Genomic DNA, 20,008 nt, shown 5'->3' with positions numbered 1-20,008 from the left:
TTGTGGCAACAGAGGCCGCAGAGGCGTCTGAACCGGCAGAAGCGCCAGTCAAACCTGCCAAGGCAGCGAAGGCGGCGAAGTAACCGACAGCTGAATTGAATGGCCCCTGGGTTGGAAAGACTCAGGGGCTTTTTCATGTCCGGAAAAACTTCAGCGGTACAACACCTTCTCCGCCAGTTCGTCCGCCACCCGCGCCGGTGAACGTTTTTCCGCCTGGGCGTGGGCAAACACTTCGGTCAGCCGTGAACTGATCTTCGATAGGTGCGCGGTGATGGTGGTCAGTTCCTCGCCCCGATGTTTGAGGGACACGTAGATCAGCCCACCGGCATTGATCACGTAATCCGGCGCATACAGAATACCGCGCCGCTCCAGTTGATCGGCCACATCCAGATGCGTCAGCTGATTGTTGGCCGACCCCGCCACCGCCGAGCAGCGCAACTGAGTGACGGTGTGGCTGTTGAGCACGCCTCCCAGGCCGCATGGCGCGAGGATGTCGCACGGTGTGCTGAGCAAAGCGTCGTTGGCAATCGGATGCGCATTGAGCTGTTCCATCGCCAGTTGCACCTTGCCGTGGTCGATGTCGCTGACCAGCAGTTCGGCGCCGGCGGCGTGCAGTTGTTCGGCCAGTGCGTATCCGACATTGCCCAGCCCCTGAATCGCCACGCGCAAGCCTTCGAGATTGTCGCTGCCCAGCCGCGCCATGGCGGTGGCGCGGATTCCGGTGAACACGCCCATCGCGGCATGAGGCGCCGGGTCGCCGGCCGAGGTGGTGCTGGTGACATGTCGGGTCTGTTGAGCGATGCAGTCCATGTCCGCCACCGAAGTGCCGCTGTCGATGGCGGTGATATAGCGGCCATCGAGTTGTTCGATGCAACGACCGAAGGCTTCGAACAGCGCGCCACGGTTTTCAACATGGGCCGGCCGCACAATCACGGCGACGCCACCACCCTGGGCCAGGCCGGCCAGCGCAGCCTTGTAGCTCATGCCCTGAGCCAGGCGTATGGCGTCCGCAACCGCGGCTTCGTCGTTCGGGTAAGCAAGATAACGGCATCCGCCCAGGGCGGGCCCGAGGCGACTGTTATGGATGGCAATGACCGCCTTCAATCCGCTAACCGGATCAACGCTAAGGTGCAGCGATTCCAGGCGAGTGCTTTGCATGAGAGCGAACATCGGCAGGCTCCCGAATCACTTCTGGTAGTCGCCAGTATAGGCTTGCGCGCAAAAATTGCTGAAGCGCACGGGAATAAGCGCCTTAACGCTCAGTGCGTGGTGGCATAACCCGATCGCAGAGCCCTCCAGCACTGGACGAATGATGAAGACGGGGCTAAAAACGAGGCATTGCCCGGAGATTCCGATGAGTGCGCGCCAACGTTTTTTCGACTGCCTGCACCGTTCACCGCCCGCACTGCTGGAGGCAGCGCTGTGGATGGCTGCCGAACACGATAAACATGTCGCCCCCAATGCGCTGTTGCAGGACTTCATCGACCTGCAACAGCGGGTGAGCTTTGGCTTGCCGTTGTTACCGGTCAGCGAACTGGCGCAACCGTTGCTGCGGCGTATGGTCGAGCTGGGGTTCGCGCAAGACGATTTTGTGCCGTTGCGCCCGCAGGCGGCGCTGCTGAACAAGGTGCTGCAGACCCGTCGCGGGCAACCCCTGGCGCTGGCGCTGATTGCGCTGGAACTGGCGCGAGGCTTGGAGATTCCGCTGGTTGGCGTGAATTTCCCCGGGCATTTCCTGCTGAAGGTTCCCGGCGCCGATCACCTGCTTGATCCTTGCGGCGGAAGACGCCTGTATCCCAACGATTGCCGCGAACTGCTGCATCGTCAGTACGGCCAGCAGATACAGCTCAATGCCGATCACCTGCTGGCTGCCACACCGCTGCAAATGCTGCAGCGCCTGTCGCGCAATCTGCGCCAGTTGCACCTGACCCACGATGACTGCATCGCGGCACTGATCGATGCCGAACGCGTGCTCGAACTGGGCGATGCCAGCGCCGCCGACTATCTGGCCCGGGCCAGTCTGTATCAGCGTCTCGATTGTCCGAACGCCGAACGTTTCGATCTCGAGCACGCATTGCTGCTCAGCGAGGACCCGATTCAGCGGCTTCGCCTGACGGAACGGCTGGGGCATCTGCCGCCGAACTCAGTCGTCCACTGACGCCTTTGTGGGAGCGAGCCTGCTCGCGAATCAGCCGACACGGTTTCTCTATCAAACCGCGTTATCGTTCTTCGCGAGCAGGCTCGCTCCCACAGGGTTTTGCGCAAGCTGCGAAGGCGAACGCACCTGAATGATCAACAACGCCGCCATCACTGCCGGGATCGCGCAGAAGAAGAAAATCTGCTGCACCGGAATGTGCATTGCCAGCAGCAGGCTGCCCAACAGCGGCCCGAGAATCGACCCGAAACGCCCCACTCCCAGCGCCCAACCGGTGCCGGTAGCGCGCACGTGGGCCGGATAGAAATTGCTGGCGAACGCGTTCAGCGTCAGCTGCCCGCCGATGATGCAGAACCCTGCTGCAAATACACAGGCCACCAGATAACGCGGATTGTCGTGATTGAGGCCCAGCAGAATCGCGCAGAGCGCCGCGCCCGCCAGCACAGCGGACAACAGACGCACCTTGCTTTTCAATCGGTCGGCAAACCACGCCATGCAGATCGCCCCCAACGTACCGGCGAACAGGAACATCGACGTCACCAGGTTCGCTTCATTGAGTTTCAGGCCACTTTCCAGCAGCAGGGACGGCAGCCAGCTGATCATGAAATACAGCAGGATCAGGCTGACGAAAAAAGTCGACCAGATCAGTAACGTCGGGCGCGCATAACCGTTGCGGAACAATTCAACCACGGTCAGTTTGCTGCCCTGCTCGCGCTCGTTCTGCTCGACCGATGCAACGGACGGTTGCCAGTCCGGCAGCATTTTCGCGGTGACCTTGCGCAGGCGCGTATAGGGCGGTGCGTCACGCAGCAGGCGCGGCAAGGACTCCGGCAGCATCCACCAGAGAAACGGAAACAACAGCAACGGCGTGACACCGCCAGCGAGAAAGACTGCCTGCCAACCGAAACGATCGATGAAACCGGCCGCGACAAAACCACCCGCCGCCCCGCCGAAGGAAAAGCCGCACGCCGCCAGCGTCACCATCAGCGTACGCAGGCGTGGCGGTGAATACTCCGACATCAACGCCATGGCGCTGGGCATCGCGCCGCCCATGCCGATGCCGCAGATGAAGCGCGCGATCATCAACGTATTCAGGGAGTCGGCAAACACCATCAGCACGGTGAGACTGGCGTAGATCAGCACGCACGCGAGCAAGATCCGCCGCACGCCGAAACGGTCGGCCAGCGGCGTCACGGCCAGAGAACCGAGTGTCAGACCGAGCAGGTTGGCGCTGAACACCGGACCGAACGCCGATTTCTCCAGCCCCCAGTCCTGCGCCAGCGCCGGCACCACGTAACCGAGCACCTGGGCGTCATAGCCGTCGGTGACCAGCAGCAAGGCGAGAAGGATCAGGAGCAACCACTGAAAGCGGGACACAGGACGGGCGTCGAGTGCCGCCCGGAAGCTGGCAATCTGGTTGTGCATCGCAAGGTACCTGTTTTGTTTTTATGATTTTTTCGGGTAACCGCAATGGCTCCCGTGCATTGCACGGGAGCCATCAAATGCTACTTCGGCGTGTCCGGCTGGTTCGCGGGATGTGCCGCGATGAACGCCGGATGTTCGGCGGCCAGCGCCGCCACCCGACGAATCCGTGGATACGCCTCAAGCGAAACATTGAAACGCTCGGCTGCGTACAACTGCGGAATCAGATACACGTCAGCCACGCACGGCCACTCGCCGAAACAGAAGCCGCTGTCGCCGATCAACTGCTCCACCGTCGCCAGACCCTGACCGATCCAGTGAGCGATCCACTCGTTGACCTGCGATTCGTCATGACCCAGACCACGAAGCCGATTAAGCACGCTGACGTTGTGCAGCGGATGCACATCGCAGCCGATCACTGCAGCCACGCCGCGCACCTGTGCGCGGGCTACGAGGTCTTCGGGCAGCAATGGCACCTGTGGAAAACGTTCCTCCAGGTATTCGATGATCGCCGGCGACTGAATCAGCAGCTTGCCATCGTCGGTGCGCAAGGCAGGCACCCGGCCCTGGGGATTGACCGCCAGGTACGCCGGTTGCCGATGCTCGCCACCCGGTTGTGCGATCAGGTTGACCGGCAACGCCTCGTAGTCGAGACCCTTGAGCGCCAGCGCGATCCGCACCCGGTATGACGAGGTGGAACGGTAATAGGTATAGAGATCCATGAGCCGCTCCTGTCAGCGTGCCGCCAGTACGGTGCCACGGCATTCGCCGAAGCCTATCGAGGCGAAACCTTCGCGGGCACAGCGAGCACGCAGGATGATTTCATCACCGTCTTCAAGGAATTTGCGTACTTCACCGGACGCCAGTTCGATCGGCTTTTTGCCGCCCTCGGTGATTTCCAGCAGGCTGCCGAACTGACCGTTTTCAGGGCCGGACAAAGTGCCCGAACCGAACAGGTCACCGGCCTGCAACTGGCAACCGTTGACGCTGTGGTGCGCCACCATTTGCGCGACGGTCCAGTACATGTAGCGGGTATTGCTCAGGGTCAGGCGATGGGCCGGCAGGTTCTGCTCGCGCATCTTCTCGGTGAGCAGCAGCACCTCCAGCTCGATGTCGAAAGCACCGCCATCCTGATCGCGCTTGTCGAGCAGATACGGCAGCGGCTGCGGATCGCCTTGCGGGCGGGCCGGTTGCGCGGTGCGGAATGGCGCCAGCGCCTCGGCGGTTACCACCCATGGCGAGACACTGGTGATGAAGCTCTTGGACAGGAACGGACCGAGCGGCTGATATTCCCAGGCCTGGATGTCACGGGCCGACCAGTCGTTGAGCAGGCAGAAACCGGCAATGTGTTCGGCGGCATCGCCAATGGCAATCGGCTCGCCCATTTCGTTGCCTTGACCGATCCAGATTCCCAGTTCCAGCTCATAGTCCAGCCGCGCGCATGGGCCGAAGGTCGGCTCGCTCGCACCGGCCGGCAGGGTCTGACCTTTCGGACGGCGCACGTCGGCACCGGAGGCGCGAACGGTGGATGCGCGACCGTGATAGCCGATCGGCACATGTTTGTAGTTCGGCAGCAACGGGTTGTCCGGGCGGAACAGTTTGCCGACGTTCTGCGCATGCTCGATGCCGACGTAGAAGTCGGTGTAGTCACTGATGCGCGCCGGCAGATGCATCTGGCAATCGGCGGCCAGTGGCAGCAGTTTTGCGCCTTGGGCTTCGATGCTGCCACGATGGGTACTGCCCTCGCTGAACAGCTCCAGCAGGCGCTCGCGCAAGGCCACACGCGCATCGCGGCCGAGCTCGAAGAAGGCGTTCAACTGGCCGCCGTGCATGGCTTCGACTGCACTGCGCGCAACGCCGTCGAACAGCCCGGCCTCCAGAGCCACTTGCAGATCGAAGATGTGTTCACCAATCGCCACGCCTGCACGCGGTGCCGAACCGTCGATGCTGAACACACCCAGCGGCAGGTTCTGCAACGGGAAATCGGCGTGGCCGTTGGCCGAGGCGACCCAACTGCGGGTAATGGAATTCTGAGTCATGGGTTATCTCCGGGTCGGGTCGAACGTGGCGGGCAGCGTGGCCCAGCAGGCGTCATAACTGGGTTGCAGTTGCGGGCAGTCGAGGGCGAAGCGGCTTGGGCGCAGCACCTGGCTGGTCTCGAACATGAAGGCCATGGTGTTGTCGATCTTGGCCGGTTTCAGGTCCGCGTTGATGGCTTTGGTGCAGGTCTCGCCGTCCGGGCCATGGGCGCTCATGCAGCTGTGCAGCGATGCACCGCCGGGCACGAAACCTTCGGCCTTGGCGTCGTATTCGCCCTGAATCAGGCCCATGAACTCGTTCATCAGGTTGCGGTGGAACCACGGCGGACGGAAGGTGTTCTCGGCCACCATCCAGCGCGGCGGGAAGATCACGAAGTCGAGGTTGGCCATACCGTGGACGCTGGTTGGCGAGGTCAGCACGGTGAAGATAGACGGGTCCGGGTGATCGAAGCTGACGGTGCCGATGGTGTTGAAACGGCGCAGGTCATATTTGTACGGCACGTTGTTGCCGTGCCAGGCGACCACGTCCAGCGGCGAATGATTGAGTTCGGTGCCCCACAGCTGGCCGAGGAACTTCTGCACCAGCGTCGTGGGTTGCTGCAGGTGTTCGTAGGCGGCGACCGGGGTCAGGAAATCCCGTGGATTGGCCAGACCGTTGCTGCCGATCGGTCCCAGATCCGGCAGACGCAGCGGCGCGCCGTGGTTTTCGGCGATGTAACCGCGCGCCTGCGCATCCAGCAATTCGACGCGGAATTTCAGGCCCCGTGGCAACACGGCGATTTCCAGCGGCGCCAACTCCAGCACGCCGAGTTCGGTGGCGATGCGCAGACGCCCCAATTGCGGCACCAGCAGCAGCTCGCCGTCGGCATTGAAGAACACCCGCTCCATCGAACGGTTGGCGCAGTAGTGGTAGATGCTGATGCCAGCCGGTTTTTCGGCAGCGGAGTTAGCCGCCATGCTCACCAGACCGTCGATGAAATCGGTCGGTTCGGCCGGGATATCAAGCGGGTTCCAGCGCAGGCGATTGGGGGTGACTTCGCCCAACGGGCCGCCCGCCAGTTGCCGCTCCAGTTTGACGAATGCCGGGTGATTGGCCGACGGCTGGATCCGGTACATCCACGTGCGCCGCGCTTCGCTGCGGATCATGGTGAATGCGGTGCCGGAGAACAGTTCGGTGTAGAGACCGTAAGGGGCTTTCTGCGGGGAGTTCTGGCCGACGGGCAGTGCGCCCGGCAACGCTTCGGAGCTGAATTCGTTACCGAAACCGGACTGGTAAGCCAGGGCTGAATCGAGGTTCATGGAGCCTCCTGAGCAGGGAGTCGGCATGGCCGGACGCTCTGGGTCAGAGGTCTTGGCACGCCGGGGTTATTTTTATCGTAATTCGATTACGCATAACGTAATTTGCTCGCTATCCAGCGTCAAGCTATAAAGACGCCCATTCGTTCCGGGACAACGCAGCACCATGGAAAAAACCAGCGACAGCAACGGCAAACAGAAAGTCCGCTCCGCCGAAGTCGGCACCGACATCCTCAAGGCGTTGGCCGAGTTGTCGCCGTCCACTTCGCTGTCGCGTCTGGCCGAACATGTGCAGATGCCGGCGAGCAAGGTTCACCGCTATCTGCAGGCATTGATCGCCAGCGGTTTCGCCGAGCAGAACACTGCCACCAACCATTACGGCCTGGGTCGTGAGGCCCTGCGCGTGGGCCTGGCGGCACTCAACAGTATGGACGTGCTGAAAGTCGCCGCCCTGCCCCTGGCCGAACTGCGCGACGAACTCAACGAAACCTGTTTCCTGGCGGTGTGGGGCAATCAGGGCGCGACCGTGGTGCACATCGAACCGGCGGTGCGGGCGGTGACGGTGGTCACCCAACTGGGCTCGGTGTTGCCGCTGCTCAGTTCTTCGACAGGTCTGGTGTTCGGCGCCTATCTGCCGCATCGGGAAACCGACGAATTGCGCGAACAGGAAATCGCCGTCGGCGCCCATCCGCTGGCAGACGAAAAAGCTTTTGCAGTGTTGTGCGAACAGATCCGCGAACGCGGTCTGCATCATGTCCATGGTTTGCTGATGCCGGGTGTCGATGCCCTCTCGGCACCGGTGTTCAACGCCCTCGGGCAGATCGCAGCGGTGTTGACCATCGTCGGCCCGACCTCGTTGTTCCACGCCGACGAAAACGGCCCGGCGGCGCAGCGGCTGTTGGCTGCGACGCAGGCCGTGAGCTGGCGGATGGGGTATCAGACGGCCTGAAGGATTGAATGATCAGCCGGCGATACGGGTCTTGCTGTCCGCAATCACATGGGGAGAAACCGCTGCGGTGATATAACCGATCCCGACCGGCACGCCGGTCGCGGTCGATACGATGTCGGCGATGTCCTTGACGCGTGACAACGCTCCCACCGCAGAAACCGATCCACCCACTCCCGCGATCACGCCGACGTACAAGAGAATGGAGCTTCTCCAGGCAGAGGCTAGATGATGTTTGCCAGCTTCGTCATCGCCCAGGCTGTAGGCAACGATGCCTTGAACGATCGATCGGGTGATCCGTACGATGCTGGTGACCAGCCCTACCGGCGGGACAAACAGCGAGACGATATCCAGCGCCAGTTCCGTGACCACCAGCACCGTGTTCCAGAATCGTTCGGCAGGCGTAGTCGTCTGATGGTCAACGTCGCTGAGCACCCGCGAAATCATGCTGTCGAACTCGAACTTGAAATGAGTCACGGCATAACTGTTATTCAATGCAGGCGCCGGGAGAGCATTCACAGCGTTCTGGCAACGAGTGACGAAGTTCTGCACGACGGCCCGGTGCTCCAGCCTTGTCAGTGCAACGACATGATCGCCCAGACTGCCGTCCTTGAGTCCCAGCGTCAGCGACTCGAGCGGGCGAAAGCTCAAACCGTCCGGTGCCTTGGGAATGTAGACCAGCAGTTGCAGTTTTCCCGCCACCCTGCGGCCGAAGGTGTAGGCACCTTCGATACGCCGGCCTTCAAGAGCCAGGGTGTAGACGCCCTCCTGCGGCGTGGTTCCAGGCTTGAACGGTTCCAGCTCATGAGGACGGTCATGATCCAGTCCCTCGATCAGTCCCGTCAGCCAATCGAATTGTTCGGAGGACAGAGAACCCTGCATCTTTTGGATCAATGCGCCCCTGAGCATTTCGTTCTGCTTGACCTTGCAGAAGAGCTTCGCCTTGAGGTCTTGCGACGGGGAGTTGGCGAAACGGTCAACCAGATACCACTCATACGCCATGGCCGGTCGCAGATTGATCAATGATTTAACATCGCTCGCGTTCAGACTCCCGAGCGAGGAGCCATTTCTGGCGATGAACGCCACCTTGTCATCGCTCGGCCAGAGCTGCCATTGAATGAATAGTTGAGTGAGCGTCATCCACTCCTGCCCCCTCACCTTGACGTTCACTTGATCAGGATCGATCAGTGGATGTTTCGGGTCAGACCGGCGCAGGTGACTGTTGAGCCTTTCCATCACCAGATCTCGGGAAAACGACATCATGGTGGGGATATTCAGTTCATCTTTTGAGACTTCATAGATCGCCCTGAACTCCGTATTCAGCCGGGTGAGCCGCTCACGATCCTGTGCGGCCGCGTTGCGGAACCAGACGGGCGTGGCCACTCTTTCCTCTGCAACTTCCCATTCGATCAACCGGTGAATGGCCCCCATCAACGGACCGCCATCAAGTCCCTGCGTCCATTGCACCAATGTCACACCCTCCCACCACCATGGCTGGAATACCGGGCCCGGGTCACTGTAGGAAAGGTAGTTTTTCTCGAAGTCCGCGCGGTCTTCGCTGAACGCCTGACGGATGAGGAAGTCACGTTCACGGGTCTCGAACCCCCATGCAATGAATTGCCGCTTCAATGCCGTCAGATCGGTGAATTCGAACCATTGTTGCCCTGCCGGTGCGCCGGGCGCATACAGAACATGCATCGAGCGATCAGGCGTCGGTCCTTTCGCACGAAAGGCAATCATGTCTTTGAACGGCCGGTAGTATCGGCGGAAAGCAACACCCGATGCTTCCATTGCCGGGTCGCCAAGCAGATAGCGCTGCACAATGTTCTGCGCCTGCGCAGTGATGTGCTGTTGCAGGATCGCAGCGAAGTGGCTGACGGCAATCTGCTGCGCCAGCACTTCGCGCATGGCCTCTCTGACCGGCTCCCGCCCAAAGCGATCATTGCGTTCGCTGGCGTATTGCACTCGCAGATCAAATTGGCGGATGGCGTGCTCGATACTGGACGCTGTCAGTCGCGGATTATTGTGAAACGCCTCGAACCTGATCGAGTAAGGTGCCCTCTTGTCATGTACGCCATACATGAAAAGCTGGGTCAGGGTTTTACGCTCGATATGCTCGATATACCGACTGCCCATCGGCAGAGAATATTGCACCGTCACCCAGATCGCATCTGGGTCCACACGTTGTGTATCGCCTGCGGAAATATGAGTTTCGACGACACCGCGCACATACTCCTGGAATGAAGAAACCCCGCCCATCGACTCATGCAATGCCACCTGGCTTCTGAGTAATTCCTTTTCCATCGAGGCGAAAACTTCCTGATGGGTGGCGGGAGCGTCCTTGAGCCATTGCGGCCGTTTTTTTTTGTTCATCAAGACCAGCAGACGGGCGATGCGTCCCCTGGCGGCGCCGATGACGTCCTCCTGACGATGGGTCGATTCGATGGAACGAATGATGGCATGCAGATCTGAACCACTTTTTTCCAGTTGGCGAAGATGCCAGGCGACGTCGCTTTGCTGCCTGTCAAGCAACTGGGCCGTGACTGTCCGGAAGAGTTCACCCTGGATGTTCAAGTAACGGATATCCGGAACACTTCTGACTTGAGCGGCGTCCTCGAGCGAGATCCCCTTGAGCAGTTGCGCCCGGCTTTCTGCGTTCTCCAGCCGCTGCTCCAGAACCCGCTGCATCATGGCCGATGTGCGGAATGTTTCCAGGCCGTTCACATGAGTGAACAGAACGACCCATTCATCATCACCGGCGATCATTTCAGAGACTGAGCGGCCAGCGAGGTAAGTGACAAAGCAACCGGCCAGCGTCGCGAAACGACCGTTCTCCAGTTGCAGAGAAACACTGTAGGCAGGCGTCATGGATGCGCCCCTGATGTAGACGGCAAAACTTTCCTCTACTTCCGGCCGCACACCCTGCAACTGCACTGTCGCACTCAATTCATGCCAGAACAGGGCTGCATAGGCATCCTGAAGCTGACGACTGCGCGACGGCAGCGCACGCCCCTTGTCATCCTTGCCGGAAGACGCGGCCCAGTATTGCGTCAACAAGGGCGGGTACAGATGAACCAGCGAGCCCAATACGCTCCCGATCACCGAGCCGACGGCAGCCACATCAAGCCCCTGGATTCGATCCTCGTCATCCGTGGAGTCGGGCCAGTCGTAAACGCCGTATTGGCTGGCGTCATAGACGGGGGCCCGGCCCAGCGCCAGGCACTGCATGAATACGTCCATGAGCAGCCCGGTCGGTTGTGGATTGACGATTTCCGGACCTCGCGCGGTGATGTAAGTCTTGCTGATGTAAATGTCCGGCAGCAGAGTCTGAAGTTCTTTTAACACCAAATCCTGTAAAAGCGACTTGAACGAAGGCAGCGTTCCCAGCATGCGTTCAAACTCTACAAAACCCTGATCAACTTTACCAAGACCTGCTTCAATCGAATTTTTTTCCATGGCACTCATAAACAAACTCCGCAAATACACATTACGACCAGGCAATCCAACATCACCCGGTCCGTGTAATTAACCTAGTTTGAAAAGCACCAAAAAAAAACACCCCATTGAGTTTACGAAGTATTGAAAACTTCAGCCTCCCCCGCATGACCTATAACTTCATTAACTGACAGTTAACGGCGCAACTCCAATATTCCCGCCCGCGCCACGGCATGCGCGCAACGCTTCATGCTCATTTTGACGAAAACTTCTCAGACATGAACTTTAACCCTATGCAACGGGATGAAAAAACTTGCCCACCCATTTTCGACTGATACTTCCAGAAGCGGTCAACTTCAGAATTTGAGACACTCGCGAACTCAATCAACTTTCATCACCACTTCGATCCGAAAATCTCTTTTATTGTGTCCACTCAACACAAGCGCTCGACACTTACCTTTCAAGCTTTCAGCAATATTGTCGGCACATTGGAATGACCGGCCCACTTCAAAGTACTGCCGGGCAGTCGTTCAACGAATAACGATGATTATTTCGCACATCGTCAGCAACAACGCCTGTTCATGGAGGAACGGGATGTCCACAACCAAATGGAGTGGACAGGCACCACTTCGCACCCTCCACTGTTACATGCCCCGTAACAGTGCATGTCCGGAATCGCTATTTTTCCTTTGGCGCCGGACGCTTATTCTGGGCGGGCTTTCACGGCACACCGCCACGAAGCCCAAAGTCCGCGACTGAGTCGTCGGCAACCGATTTCCGATGGACTGAAGTGTTTTCGCTCCATCACCCAGGTGTTCACTGACGTTGATTTGTAGCTCCTTGATCCAACGTCTTGCCTTGGCCGCTGCGTTTGCAGCGGCCTTTTTTATGGGCGGTGTTTTTTGCAGGAACCGGAAGGCAGGAATATTCGGTGGGAGCGGCAGGACTCAGGCGAGTCCTGCCGGACGAGGGACGGGAATCAGAGCGAAAACCTTTGCAGATTCCCCATCATTTCTTTCAGCGCCTCAATGTTGTCATTCGGATGCGCGGCGCCTTCGAAGTCGCAGATCTGTTGCCAGTGCGCAGCGACATCTTCCGGGCTGAAACCCTTGCGCGGATCGAATCCGGCGCCCAGGCTGCGCTCCCAGCGCACCTTGCCCATCCAGCCGCCGCCGACTTCGAAAAGGCCTGCGGTTTCCTGGCATTGTTCGCTGGCCAGATACACCACCAGCGGACTGACCAGTTCCGGTTTCAGTTGTTCGAACACTTGTGGCGGAATCAGGCCTTCGGTTATGCGCGTACCGCCGGTTGGGGCGATGGCGTTGACCAGGATATTGTTCTTGCGACCTTCAATGGCCAGCGTACGGGTCAAGCCATAAAGACCCAGCTTGGCCATGCCGTAGTTGGACTGGCCGAAGTTGCCATAGATGCCCGAAGTCGATGCGGTGAAGATCACCCGGCCGTAATTTTGCTCGCGCAAGTGCGGCCATGCGGCGCGGGTAACCTTGTAGGCGCCTTCGACGTGAACGCGATAGACCAGATCCCAGTCGGCGTCTTCCATCTTGTTGAAGCTCTTGTCGCGCAGGATACCGGCGTTGTTGACCACTACGTCGACGCGACCGAACACATCGAGGGCGTTCTGCACCAGTTTTTCGCCGTCGGTCACCGAGTCATGATTGGCCTCGGCGATACCGCCGGCCTCGCGGATTTGCGCCACCACCCGGTCGGCGGCCGAGGCGCTGGCGCCTTCGCCCTGGGTTGAGCCGCCGAGGTCGTTGACCAGCACCCTGGCGCCCTGCCTGGCGAACAGCAAAGCATGTGCCCGGCCCAGGCCACCACCGGCTCCGGTGACGATCACCACCTTATCTTCGAAACGCACAGATTCATTCATCGAGGCAACTCCAGCAGGCCTGAGGGACAGTGTCCCGAGTGTCGGGCACGCTGCGTCCGGTCACAATGAACAGGGCATAGGCTGAATGGTGCCCGATAAGGCTGGGGGATGATCGGAGCGTGCAGAGGCGCGAAGCACCTCCGCCCGGTGTTCAGGAGCAGGCCATCTTGCGCGGCGGCAAGACGAAATGATCGCGAAATTCCAGATAGTGCTTGAGCACCTGCACCGGCGCTTCGTTTTGCGGGTAATGACCGATGCCTGGCAACTGCACCGTGTCTGCGTCGGGGATCAGTTCGCGATAGCGTTCGACCATGTGCGCGCCGGAGATCGGATCCGCTGCACCATCAATCACCCGCAAAGGCACTTCACCGCGCTGCATCGCCGCGACCCAGCGATCACGCTGCACACGACGCTCAGGGATGTAGGTGATCAGTTTGTGCATGATGCGCGGCCCGCGATTGCATTCGATCAGGCTCCAGAAATCATCCATCTCGCTTTCGCTGGGGCAGGTGTCCGGACCGAAGATCTGCCGGAAGTTTTTCACCAGTGCATCACGGGTAAATGCCCGGCCGATCATCCAGCCCAGCGGACTGAGCAACAGTTTTTGCGCCAGCAGTGGCCGATGGGTTTCCGGGAACAATCCACCGTTGAGAAACACGCAACTGGCGACTTCGATCTGTTCTTCATAATGCCGGGCCAGCAGCTCCTGGGCAACGCTGTCACCGTAATCGTGAGCCAGCAGGTGCACCGGCTGTTCGATCTGGAGATGCGCGAGCAAGGCTTGTTGCAGGTCGGCCTGCTCCAGCAGGCTGTAGGTATGATTCAGCGGTTTGGCCGAGTCACCGAAACCGAGCATGTCGCAGGCGATCACCCGAAAGCGCTGCCCCAGCGGTTGCCACAGGTAATGCCAGTCCCAACTGGCCGTCGGGAAGCCATGAATCAACAGCAGCGGTTCACCCTGCCCGGCTGTCCAGTAACGGATCGACTGACCATGGAAGACAAACGACTGGCTGCGTTTGCGCCAGACGCTCAGAGGAATCTCGGCGAGCGGCATTAGAGTTTATACCCCGGGTCTTGTTTATCGAGTTTGCGCAAGAGCGCCGGCCAGGCCAGCGCGCCACCCATGCCTTGAGCGCTTTTGGTGACGCCGGCGATCATCGCCTTGGCACCGGCCAGGATCTGCGGTTCGATAGCGATCAGTTCGGCACCGCCGCTCTGCGCCATGACCTGAATGTCGCAGGCACGCTGGAAGGTGAACATCATCAGGAACGTGTCGGCGATGGTACCGCCACAGGTCAGCAGCCCATGGTTGTGCAGCATCAGGAAGTTGTTGTCGCCAAGATCGGCCTGCAACCGGGCTTTCTCTTCATGATTGAGCGCTACGCCCTCATAGGCATGGAAGGCCAGACTCGACAGCACGAACAGCGATTGCTGACTGATCGGCAACACGCCCTGCTTCTGCGCCGACACCGCAACACCGGAGGCCGTGTGGGTATGCAGCACACAGGTCACATCATGGCGAACTTCGTGGACCGCGCTGTGGATGGTGTAGCCGGCAGGGTTGATCTCGTAGGGGCTGTCCATCAGTTTGTTGCCGGCCTGATCGACTTTCACCAGGCTGGAGGCAGTGATCTCATGGAACATCATTCCGAACGGGTTGATCAGGAAATCTTCGGTGCCCGGCACCTTGGCCGAGATGTGGGTGAAGATCAGATCGTCCCAGCCATGCAGGGCGACCAGTCGATAGCAGGCGGCGAGATCGACCCGGGTCTGCCACTCCGCGGCACTGACCTGGTTTTTTACATCGAGGGATGACGGGACGGGGGCTACGCTCACTGTATGCACCTCTGTTTTTGTTTTTTTCGGCAGGTGTCAGCAGTCTAGTCAGCCCCGCAGGTTCGCGTAGTTGCATTGGCAGCCAGCTTGATGACTGAGCGAGTCAGCTGTGCAAACCGTTTGGATCCGTGTCAAAGCACCGACGCCAGCAAAGGCGCGGCGAACAGATTGAGCAGCCCGGTCAGCACCATCACCAGCCCCGCCACTGAACCTTCTTCGCCACCCACTTCATGGGCACGACTGACGCCGGCGCCGTGAGCGCCAACGCCAAACAAGGCGCCGCGAGCCAGAGCACTGCGCAACGGCAACCACTTGAGCAACACCCCGCCCAACATGGCACCGAACACCCCGGTGAACATCACGAACACCGCCGTCAGCTCCGGCACGCCACCCAGATCCTGTGCCAGCGGCATGGCAAACGGTGTGGTGATCGAGCGCGGTACCAGTGACAGCGTGACCGAGCTGTCCAGCGCCAACGCCCTGGCCAGACCAAACGAAGTGGCGATCGATGCAGCGCTGCCGGCCAGCATGCCCAGCAGCAACGCCGACCAATGCCGCACCAGCAGGCGTCGCTGTTGCCAGATCGGTACCGCAAACGCGACGGTGACCGGCCCGAGTATCAGCATCAGCCAGTGGGTGTTGCTGGAGTACTCGGCATAGGCGGTGTGCATCGGCACCGCGAGCGCCAGCAACAAGGCAGGGACCAGAATCAGCGGCGACAGCAGGTAACGCCCGGTACGGCGATACAGCCAGCGACTGAACAGATAGGCCAGCAAGGTGAACGCCAGCCAGAACATCGGCATCAGTTCAAACTTCATGTGATCGCCTCAGGCGCACGGCCAGCTCAACGGTGAACGCCGTCACCAGCATCACCATCAGCGTACTGGCGGCGATCACCAGCAGAATCCGCCAGCCGTCGTCACGCAGCAAGGCGCCGTAATCCAGCAGGCTCATCAACGCCGGGATAAAGAACAGCAGCATCTCCGCCATCAGCAATCCCGCGCCCATTTGCAGCGCCGCCGGCTTGACCCAGCCGAATGCAAAAGCCAACAGCAGCAATGCCATGCCGATTACGCCGCCGGGGATCGGCCAGGCCAGCCATGCGGCCATCTGGCACCCGAGCAGATAAACACCGAGCAGCACGGCCAGTTCGGCCAGCAGGCGAGAGAGATACTTGAGGGTCGAGGCTTTCATGGGCGGGGCTCCTTTCAGGCGCCCATTTTACGAACCTGACTGCCATCTCCGAAGCGAATTGTTAGACTCAAAGCCATTCCAATCTGGAATCAGCTCATGGAATTCAAACAGCTCAAAAGCTTCGTCGAAGTCATGCATCAGGGCGGCTTCACCCAGGCGGCGAAAACCCTGCACATCAGTCAGTCCGCCGTGAGCAAGCAGATCGCCCAGCTCGAACAGAGCCTCGGCACACCGCTGCTCGAACGCCTGGGCTCGCAGCTACGTCTGACCGCCGCCGGCAGCGTGGTGCTGCAACGGGCTGAAAGCATGCTGCGCCTGCGCGATGAATTGCTCACGGAACTGGACGATCTCAGTCATCTGGCACGAGGCGAGTTACGTCTGGGACTGCCGTTGCTGGGCAGCGACGCTTTGTTTGCCGGTCTGTTCGCCGAGTACCGGCGACGTTACCCGAACATCAGCGTGCAATTGCTCGAAGGTGGCAGTCGTCATATCGAACAAGCCGTTTTGAGCGGTGAACTGGAGCTGGGCGGCAGTCTGCTACCGAAAGATCCGCAGTTCGACTGTCAGCCGTTCTGCGATGAACCGCTCGATGCGCTGCTGCCGTTGGAGCATCCGTTGGCGACGAAAGACGAGATCGCTCTGGAGGAGTTGGCCGACACGCCGTTCCTGCTGTATCAGCGCAGCTTCGTACTCAATGACCGCTTGCTTCAGGCCTGCCAGCAGATGGGCTTCACTCCGAAGGAAGGCGGACGCAGCGGCCAGGCGGACTTTCTCGCGGCGCTGGTGGCCGCCGGGCAAGGCGTGGTGCTGCTGCCCAGTGTGGTCGCGCGCGGTCTGGTACGGCCAGGCGTGGTTCGCCTGACCTTGAAGGCGCCGGACTACCTGCGTTGGGATATCGCCTTCATCTGGCGCCGCGGCGCCTATCTGTCAAAGGCTGCACAAGCCTGGCTCGCGTTGCTGCGCGAACGCCGGTTCAGCCCTTGAGCGCGGCGATCAACTGCTCGAGCCATGGCTCTGCGTCGGTTTCCGGAGTGACGCTTTCGCTGGCATCGATGCGCAACATGTCTTGCACCTCACGCACGCCCAACTCACCGAACAACTCACGCATCTGCTCACCACCGCCGCAGAAGGTGTCGCCGTAACTGGCGTCGCCCAAGGCGATCACCGCGCCAGGCATGCCGCGCCAGGCCGCCGGCAACTGATCGCGAATGCTCGAGTACAACGGTTGCAGGTTGTCCGGCAACTCACCCATGCCGGTAGTCGAAGTCACGGCAAGCAAGGCTTGCGGACCAAAGGCCTGAAGGTCGGCGAGGCTGGCGCGCGCGTTATAGAAGGTTTCAAAACCGGCGTTCTTCAACAGATTCTGGGCGTGGCGAGCGACTTCTTCGGCCGTGCCGTACACCGAGCCGGAGAGGATGGCGACTTTCATCAATTTGATCCTGCAACTGAAAAAAAGAGCGGCGATAGTAACAGCCGCCGTCGCCCTGTTGCGATTGGCTCTCGACAAGCGCTGATGGCCAGTAGACAGCGCCGATTGATCTTCTAGAATGCCTGCCACCGACAACCTTGAAGGGATTCACTGATGATCAATGCCAGTCTGCTGCAAATGGTGATCAATGCGTCGAACGACGGAATCGTGGTGGCCGAACGGGAAGGCAAGGAAGACAACATCCTGATTTACGTGAACCCGGCTTTCGAACGTCTGACGGGCTACACCAGCGAGGAAATCCTCTATCAGGATTGCCGTTTCCTGCAGGCCGGAGACCGGGATCAGGAGAACCTGCCGCTGATCCGGGAAGCGTTGCGCAATAACGGGTCGTGCCGGGAAATCATCCGCAATTACCGCAAGGACGGCACGCCGTTCTGGAACGAACTGTCGCTGTCGACGGTAAAAAGCGCTGATGACGGACAGACATACTTCGTCGGTGTGCAAAAGGACGTCACTGTTCAGGTAAAGGCGCAGCAGCGTGTTGCGCAGCTGGAAGCGCAGGTCGCGGCCCTCGAAGCCGAACTTGCGGCCCTGAAAGCGACGAACGGCGCAAACAAAACAGCGAACTAAGTGTCATTAACTACAATCACCAATGACTTTGTAATTATTTATTTCGAGTTAGCCATGCAACGCGACGCCCTCCTGACCCAGGATGAGCTGGACTTCATCCAGACCATGCAACACAACCCGCAGCTCAATGTGCGGGATGCGACGTCCAGCCTGCTGGTCAATGGTGGTTCGCAGATCCGTGACCTGCTCACGCGCCTGGCGGCCCATGAGCAGGTCACCATCCAGGCCAGTTTCGAAAACCAGCAGATGACCTTTCCTTTGCATCTGGTGGAGGACGAATTCCACGCGCTGCACCTTCGTCTGGGCGTACCGAGCATCTATGAAGATGGGCCGATGGTGCGCCCGTGGCGTCTGACCCTGGAAGAGCCGGTCGCCCTGGAGAATGCCAAAGGGCAACCGGGCATGCTGTGGGTTCACGAGGTTTCGCACAAAGGCGTTCTGCTGGAGGTGCGCAACAAGACCAAACCGCCGCGGCATTTCGCCCTGTGGTTCAGTCCTTCTGGCTATGAACGGATTTCCCTGCGCGGTACTTTCGAGCGGGAAACCGAAAGCGGCTTCTTCGCCTATGACCTCACCCAGAGCGATGCCGACGAAACCGAGCGGCTGCGCCAGTTCATTCTCCAGCAACACCGACTGACTCACCCGGCCCTGCATACCTGATCTTCAGGTATCCAGCGTCCCTGCCAGAATCCGGTTCATGCGCTGGCGCATGGTCGCCCCTTCGTTACCCAGACAACCCACCGACGAGCCGGCCAGACTGTCCTGCGCCAGATCCGACGCATCACCGGCCAGCAATAACTGACAGTCAAGACTCAGCGCCAGGCGATTCAGGCGCCGGGGCAATTCCGCCGTCGGCGCATGATTGGAAAACAACACCAGCGCCTGGGGCTTGATCTTTTCGCAGACCAGCGTCAATTCGTCGAACGGCTGCCCGGTGGTCAACACGCGTACCCCCGCATCGTGATCACTGAGAAACAGCGCCGCTACCAGCAACTCCAGCTCACGGCACTGCCCGGCCAGGGCACTGACGATCACCTTGCGCGGCTGCGAGCCACGAAGCATGACGATGCGTTGCAACACCCGCGCCCGCAGGAACCCGTCGAAGAACAGCCACTCGCTGGTTTGTCCAAAGGCGTCCTGGCGCTGCAGCATCTGCAGCCAGAGCGGCATCAGGATGTCCTGAAACACCACAGGCAACGCATAAGAGGAAAAAATCTGACCGTAGACCCGGTCGAGGTCCTGATCATCGAATGAACTGACCGCACGCTGAATCTGCGCCTGCCACTGCAGGTAGTCGGCCTGCACCAGATCATCGGGAATGATGTGTGCCAGCGCCTTCATCGGTTCGGTCCTGGCCAGGATCTTGCCCACCTTGCTCACTGCCACGCCGCGATCGATCCAGTCGACAACACTGCGAACGCGCTCGATATCGGTCATCGAATACAGTCTGTGCCCACTTTCGGTGCGTGTTGGCTGGATCAAGCCATAACGACGCTCCCATGCTCGCAGCGTAACCGGATTGACACCGGTCAGCCGTGCCACCTCTCGTATGGGGAAAAGCTCTTCGCGCTCAAGCGCAACAGAAGCTTGCGAAGCCGAGCGAACGTCAGTGATGACAGGCATGTGGGCGTGCACATCCTTGTTAGCGTAGTTGGATCCCATTCTACCCCTGATGCCCCATCCTGATTCAAGGGAGGAAATGGGACCAATGTCTCTGTTTTTTTACGATAATCAG

Annotated in this window: 18 protein-coding genes; 5 read left to right on the top strand and 13 right to left on the bottom strand. The window is 59.9% G+C overall.

The window, feature by feature from the left end:
- Positions 1-150: 150 nt before the first annotated feature.
- Positions 151-1,170, bottom strand: coding sequence for a Glu/Leu/Phe/Val dehydrogenase dimerization domain-containing protein (locus ACK6BI_RS17920; protein WP_409318094.1), 1,020 nt, complete (start codon positions 1,168-1,170; stop codon positions 151-153).
- A gap of 184 nt (positions 1,171-1,354) precedes the next feature.
- Between ACK6BI_RS17920 and ACK6BI_RS17915 the strand changes: the two genes are divergently transcribed.
- Positions 1,355-2,158, top strand: a complete 804-nt coding sequence (locus ACK6BI_RS17915; RefSeq protein WP_409318093.1) for a transglutaminase family protein — start codon at positions 1,355-1,357, stop codon at positions 2,156-2,158.
- 51 nt (positions 2,159-2,209) lie between these two features.
- Here ACK6BI_RS17915 and ACK6BI_RS17910 read toward each other — a convergent pair whose 3' ends face one another.
- The 4 genes from ACK6BI_RS17910 to hmgA all read right to left on the bottom strand — a co-directional run bounded on the left by ACK6BI_RS17910 (position 2,210) and on the right by hmgA (position 6,915).
- The gene (locus tag ACK6BI_RS17910; protein WP_409318092.1) at positions 2,210-3,580 is read right to left on the bottom strand and encodes an MFS transporter; all 1,371 of its coding nucleotides are present in this window, start codon (positions 3,578-3,580) and stop codon (positions 2,210-2,212) included.
- An 80-nt stretch (positions 3,581-3,660) separates the two neighbouring features.
- Positions 3,661-4,299: a maleylacetoacetate isomerase gene (maiA, locus tag ACK6BI_RS17905; protein ID WP_409318091.1), complete on the bottom strand. Its 639-nt coding sequence runs from the start codon at positions 4,297-4,299 to the stop codon at positions 3,661-3,663.
- A 12-nt stretch (positions 4,300-4,311) separates the two neighbouring features.
- Positions 4,312-5,616 carry a fumarylacetoacetase gene (gene fahA, locus ACK6BI_RS17900; protein ID WP_409318090.1) on the bottom strand — a complete coding sequence of 435 codons (1,305 nt, stop codon included), beginning with the start codon at positions 5,614-5,616 and terminating at the stop codon, positions 4,312-4,314.
- A 3-nt stretch (positions 5,617-5,619) separates the two neighbouring features.
- The gene (hmgA, locus tag ACK6BI_RS17895; RefSeq protein WP_409318089.1) at positions 5,620-6,915 is read right to left on the bottom strand and encodes a homogentisate 1,2-dioxygenase; all 1,296 of its coding nucleotides are present in this window, start codon (positions 6,913-6,915) and stop codon (positions 5,620-5,622) included.
- Between the two features lie 163 nt (positions 6,916-7,078).
- Here hmgA and ACK6BI_RS17890 point away from each other — a divergent pair, with 163 nt between their 5' ends.
- Complete coding sequence (locus ACK6BI_RS17890) at positions 7,079-7,861, top strand: IclR family transcriptional regulator (RefSeq protein ID WP_409318088.1); 783 nt, start codon at positions 7,079-7,081, stop codon at positions 7,859-7,861.
- A 12-nt stretch (positions 7,862-7,873) separates the two neighbouring features.
- Here ACK6BI_RS17890 and ACK6BI_RS17885 read toward each other — a convergent pair whose 3' ends face one another.
- From ACK6BI_RS17885 to ACK6BI_RS17860, 6 genes are all read right to left on the bottom strand, one after another.
- Positions 7,874-11,323 (bottom strand): dermonecrotic toxin domain-containing protein, encoded by a 3,450-nt coding sequence (locus tag ACK6BI_RS17885; RefSeq protein ID WP_409318087.1) that lies wholly within the window; start codon positions 11,321-11,323, stop codon positions 7,874-7,876.
- A gap of 949 nt (positions 11,324-12,272) precedes the next feature.
- Positions 12,273-13,184: an SDR family oxidoreductase gene (locus ACK6BI_RS17880; RefSeq protein WP_409318086.1), complete on the bottom strand. Its 912-nt coding sequence runs from the start codon at positions 13,182-13,184 to the stop codon at positions 12,273-12,275.
- A gap of 151 nt (positions 13,185-13,335) precedes the next feature.
- Positions 13,336-14,238, bottom strand: coding sequence for an alpha/beta fold hydrolase (locus tag ACK6BI_RS17875; RefSeq protein ID WP_409318085.1), 903 nt, complete (start codon positions 14,236-14,238; stop codon positions 13,336-13,338).
- Positions 14,238-15,020 (bottom strand): class II aldolase/adducin family protein, encoded by a 783-nt coding sequence (locus ACK6BI_RS17870; RefSeq protein WP_409318084.1) that lies wholly within the window; start codon positions 15,018-15,020, stop codon positions 14,238-14,240. Before ACK6BI_RS17870 ends, ACK6BI_RS17875 begins: the two co-directional genes overlap by 1 nt.
- A gap of 131 nt (positions 15,021-15,151) precedes the next feature.
- Positions 15,152-15,838: an LrgB family protein gene (locus ACK6BI_RS17865; protein WP_409318083.1), complete on the bottom strand. Its 687-nt coding sequence runs from the start codon at positions 15,836-15,838 to the stop codon at positions 15,152-15,154.
- Positions 15,828-16,214 carry a CidA/LrgA family protein gene (locus tag ACK6BI_RS17860; RefSeq protein ID WP_409318082.1) on the bottom strand — a complete coding sequence of 129 codons (387 nt, stop codon included), beginning with the start codon at positions 16,212-16,214 and terminating at the stop codon, positions 15,828-15,830. The genes ACK6BI_RS17865 and ACK6BI_RS17860 overlap by 11 nt, the downstream gene beginning before the upstream one ends.
- Positions 16,215-16,310: 96 nt before the next feature.
- Between ACK6BI_RS17860 and ACK6BI_RS17855 the strand changes: the two genes are divergently transcribed.
- Positions 16,311-17,198, top strand: a complete 888-nt coding sequence (locus tag ACK6BI_RS17855) for a LysR family transcriptional regulator (protein ID WP_409318081.1) — start codon at positions 16,311-16,313, stop codon at positions 17,196-17,198.
- Here the strand turns inward: ACK6BI_RS17855 and ACK6BI_RS17850 are convergent.
- Positions 17,188-17,643 carry a flavodoxin gene (locus ACK6BI_RS17850; protein WP_409318080.1) on the bottom strand — a complete coding sequence of 152 codons (456 nt, stop codon included), beginning with the start codon at positions 17,641-17,643 and terminating at the stop codon, positions 17,188-17,190. The two genes, ACK6BI_RS17855 and ACK6BI_RS17850, sit on opposite strands and share 11 nt — an antisense overlap.
- A 153-nt stretch (positions 17,644-17,796) precedes the next feature.
- On the opposite strand from ACK6BI_RS17850, the gene ACK6BI_RS17845 reads away from it, so the two are divergent.
- The gene (locus ACK6BI_RS17845) at positions 17,797-18,273 is read left to right on the top strand and encodes a PAS domain-containing protein (protein WP_409318079.1); all 477 of its coding nucleotides are present in this window, start codon (positions 17,797-17,799) and stop codon (positions 18,271-18,273) included.
- Positions 18,274-18,327: 54 nt separating this feature from the next.
- Positions 18,328-18,933, top strand: a complete 606-nt coding sequence (locus ACK6BI_RS17840) for a hypothetical protein (RefSeq protein WP_065261482.1) — start codon at positions 18,328-18,330, stop codon at positions 18,931-18,933.
- Positions 18,934-18,936: 3 nt separating this feature from the next.
- Here the strand turns inward: ACK6BI_RS17840 and ACK6BI_RS17835 are convergent, their stop codons facing one another.
- Entirely contained in the window at positions 18,937-19,896 is a 960-nt protein-coding gene (locus ACK6BI_RS17835) for a MerR family transcriptional regulator (RefSeq protein ID WP_409318078.1), read from the bottom strand.
- Positions 19,897-20,008 lie beyond the last annotated feature (112 nt).

It is taken from the genome of Pseudomonas sp. KCJK9016 (assembly GCF_046231795.1).
Classification (GTDB): domain Bacteria; phylum Pseudomonadota; class Gammaproteobacteria; order Pseudomonadales; family Pseudomonadaceae; genus Aquipseudomonas; species Aquipseudomonas bananamidigenes.
The sequence above is the reverse complement of the archived record's forward strand: the minus strand, read 5'-3'. Positions and strand labels throughout refer to the sequence as shown.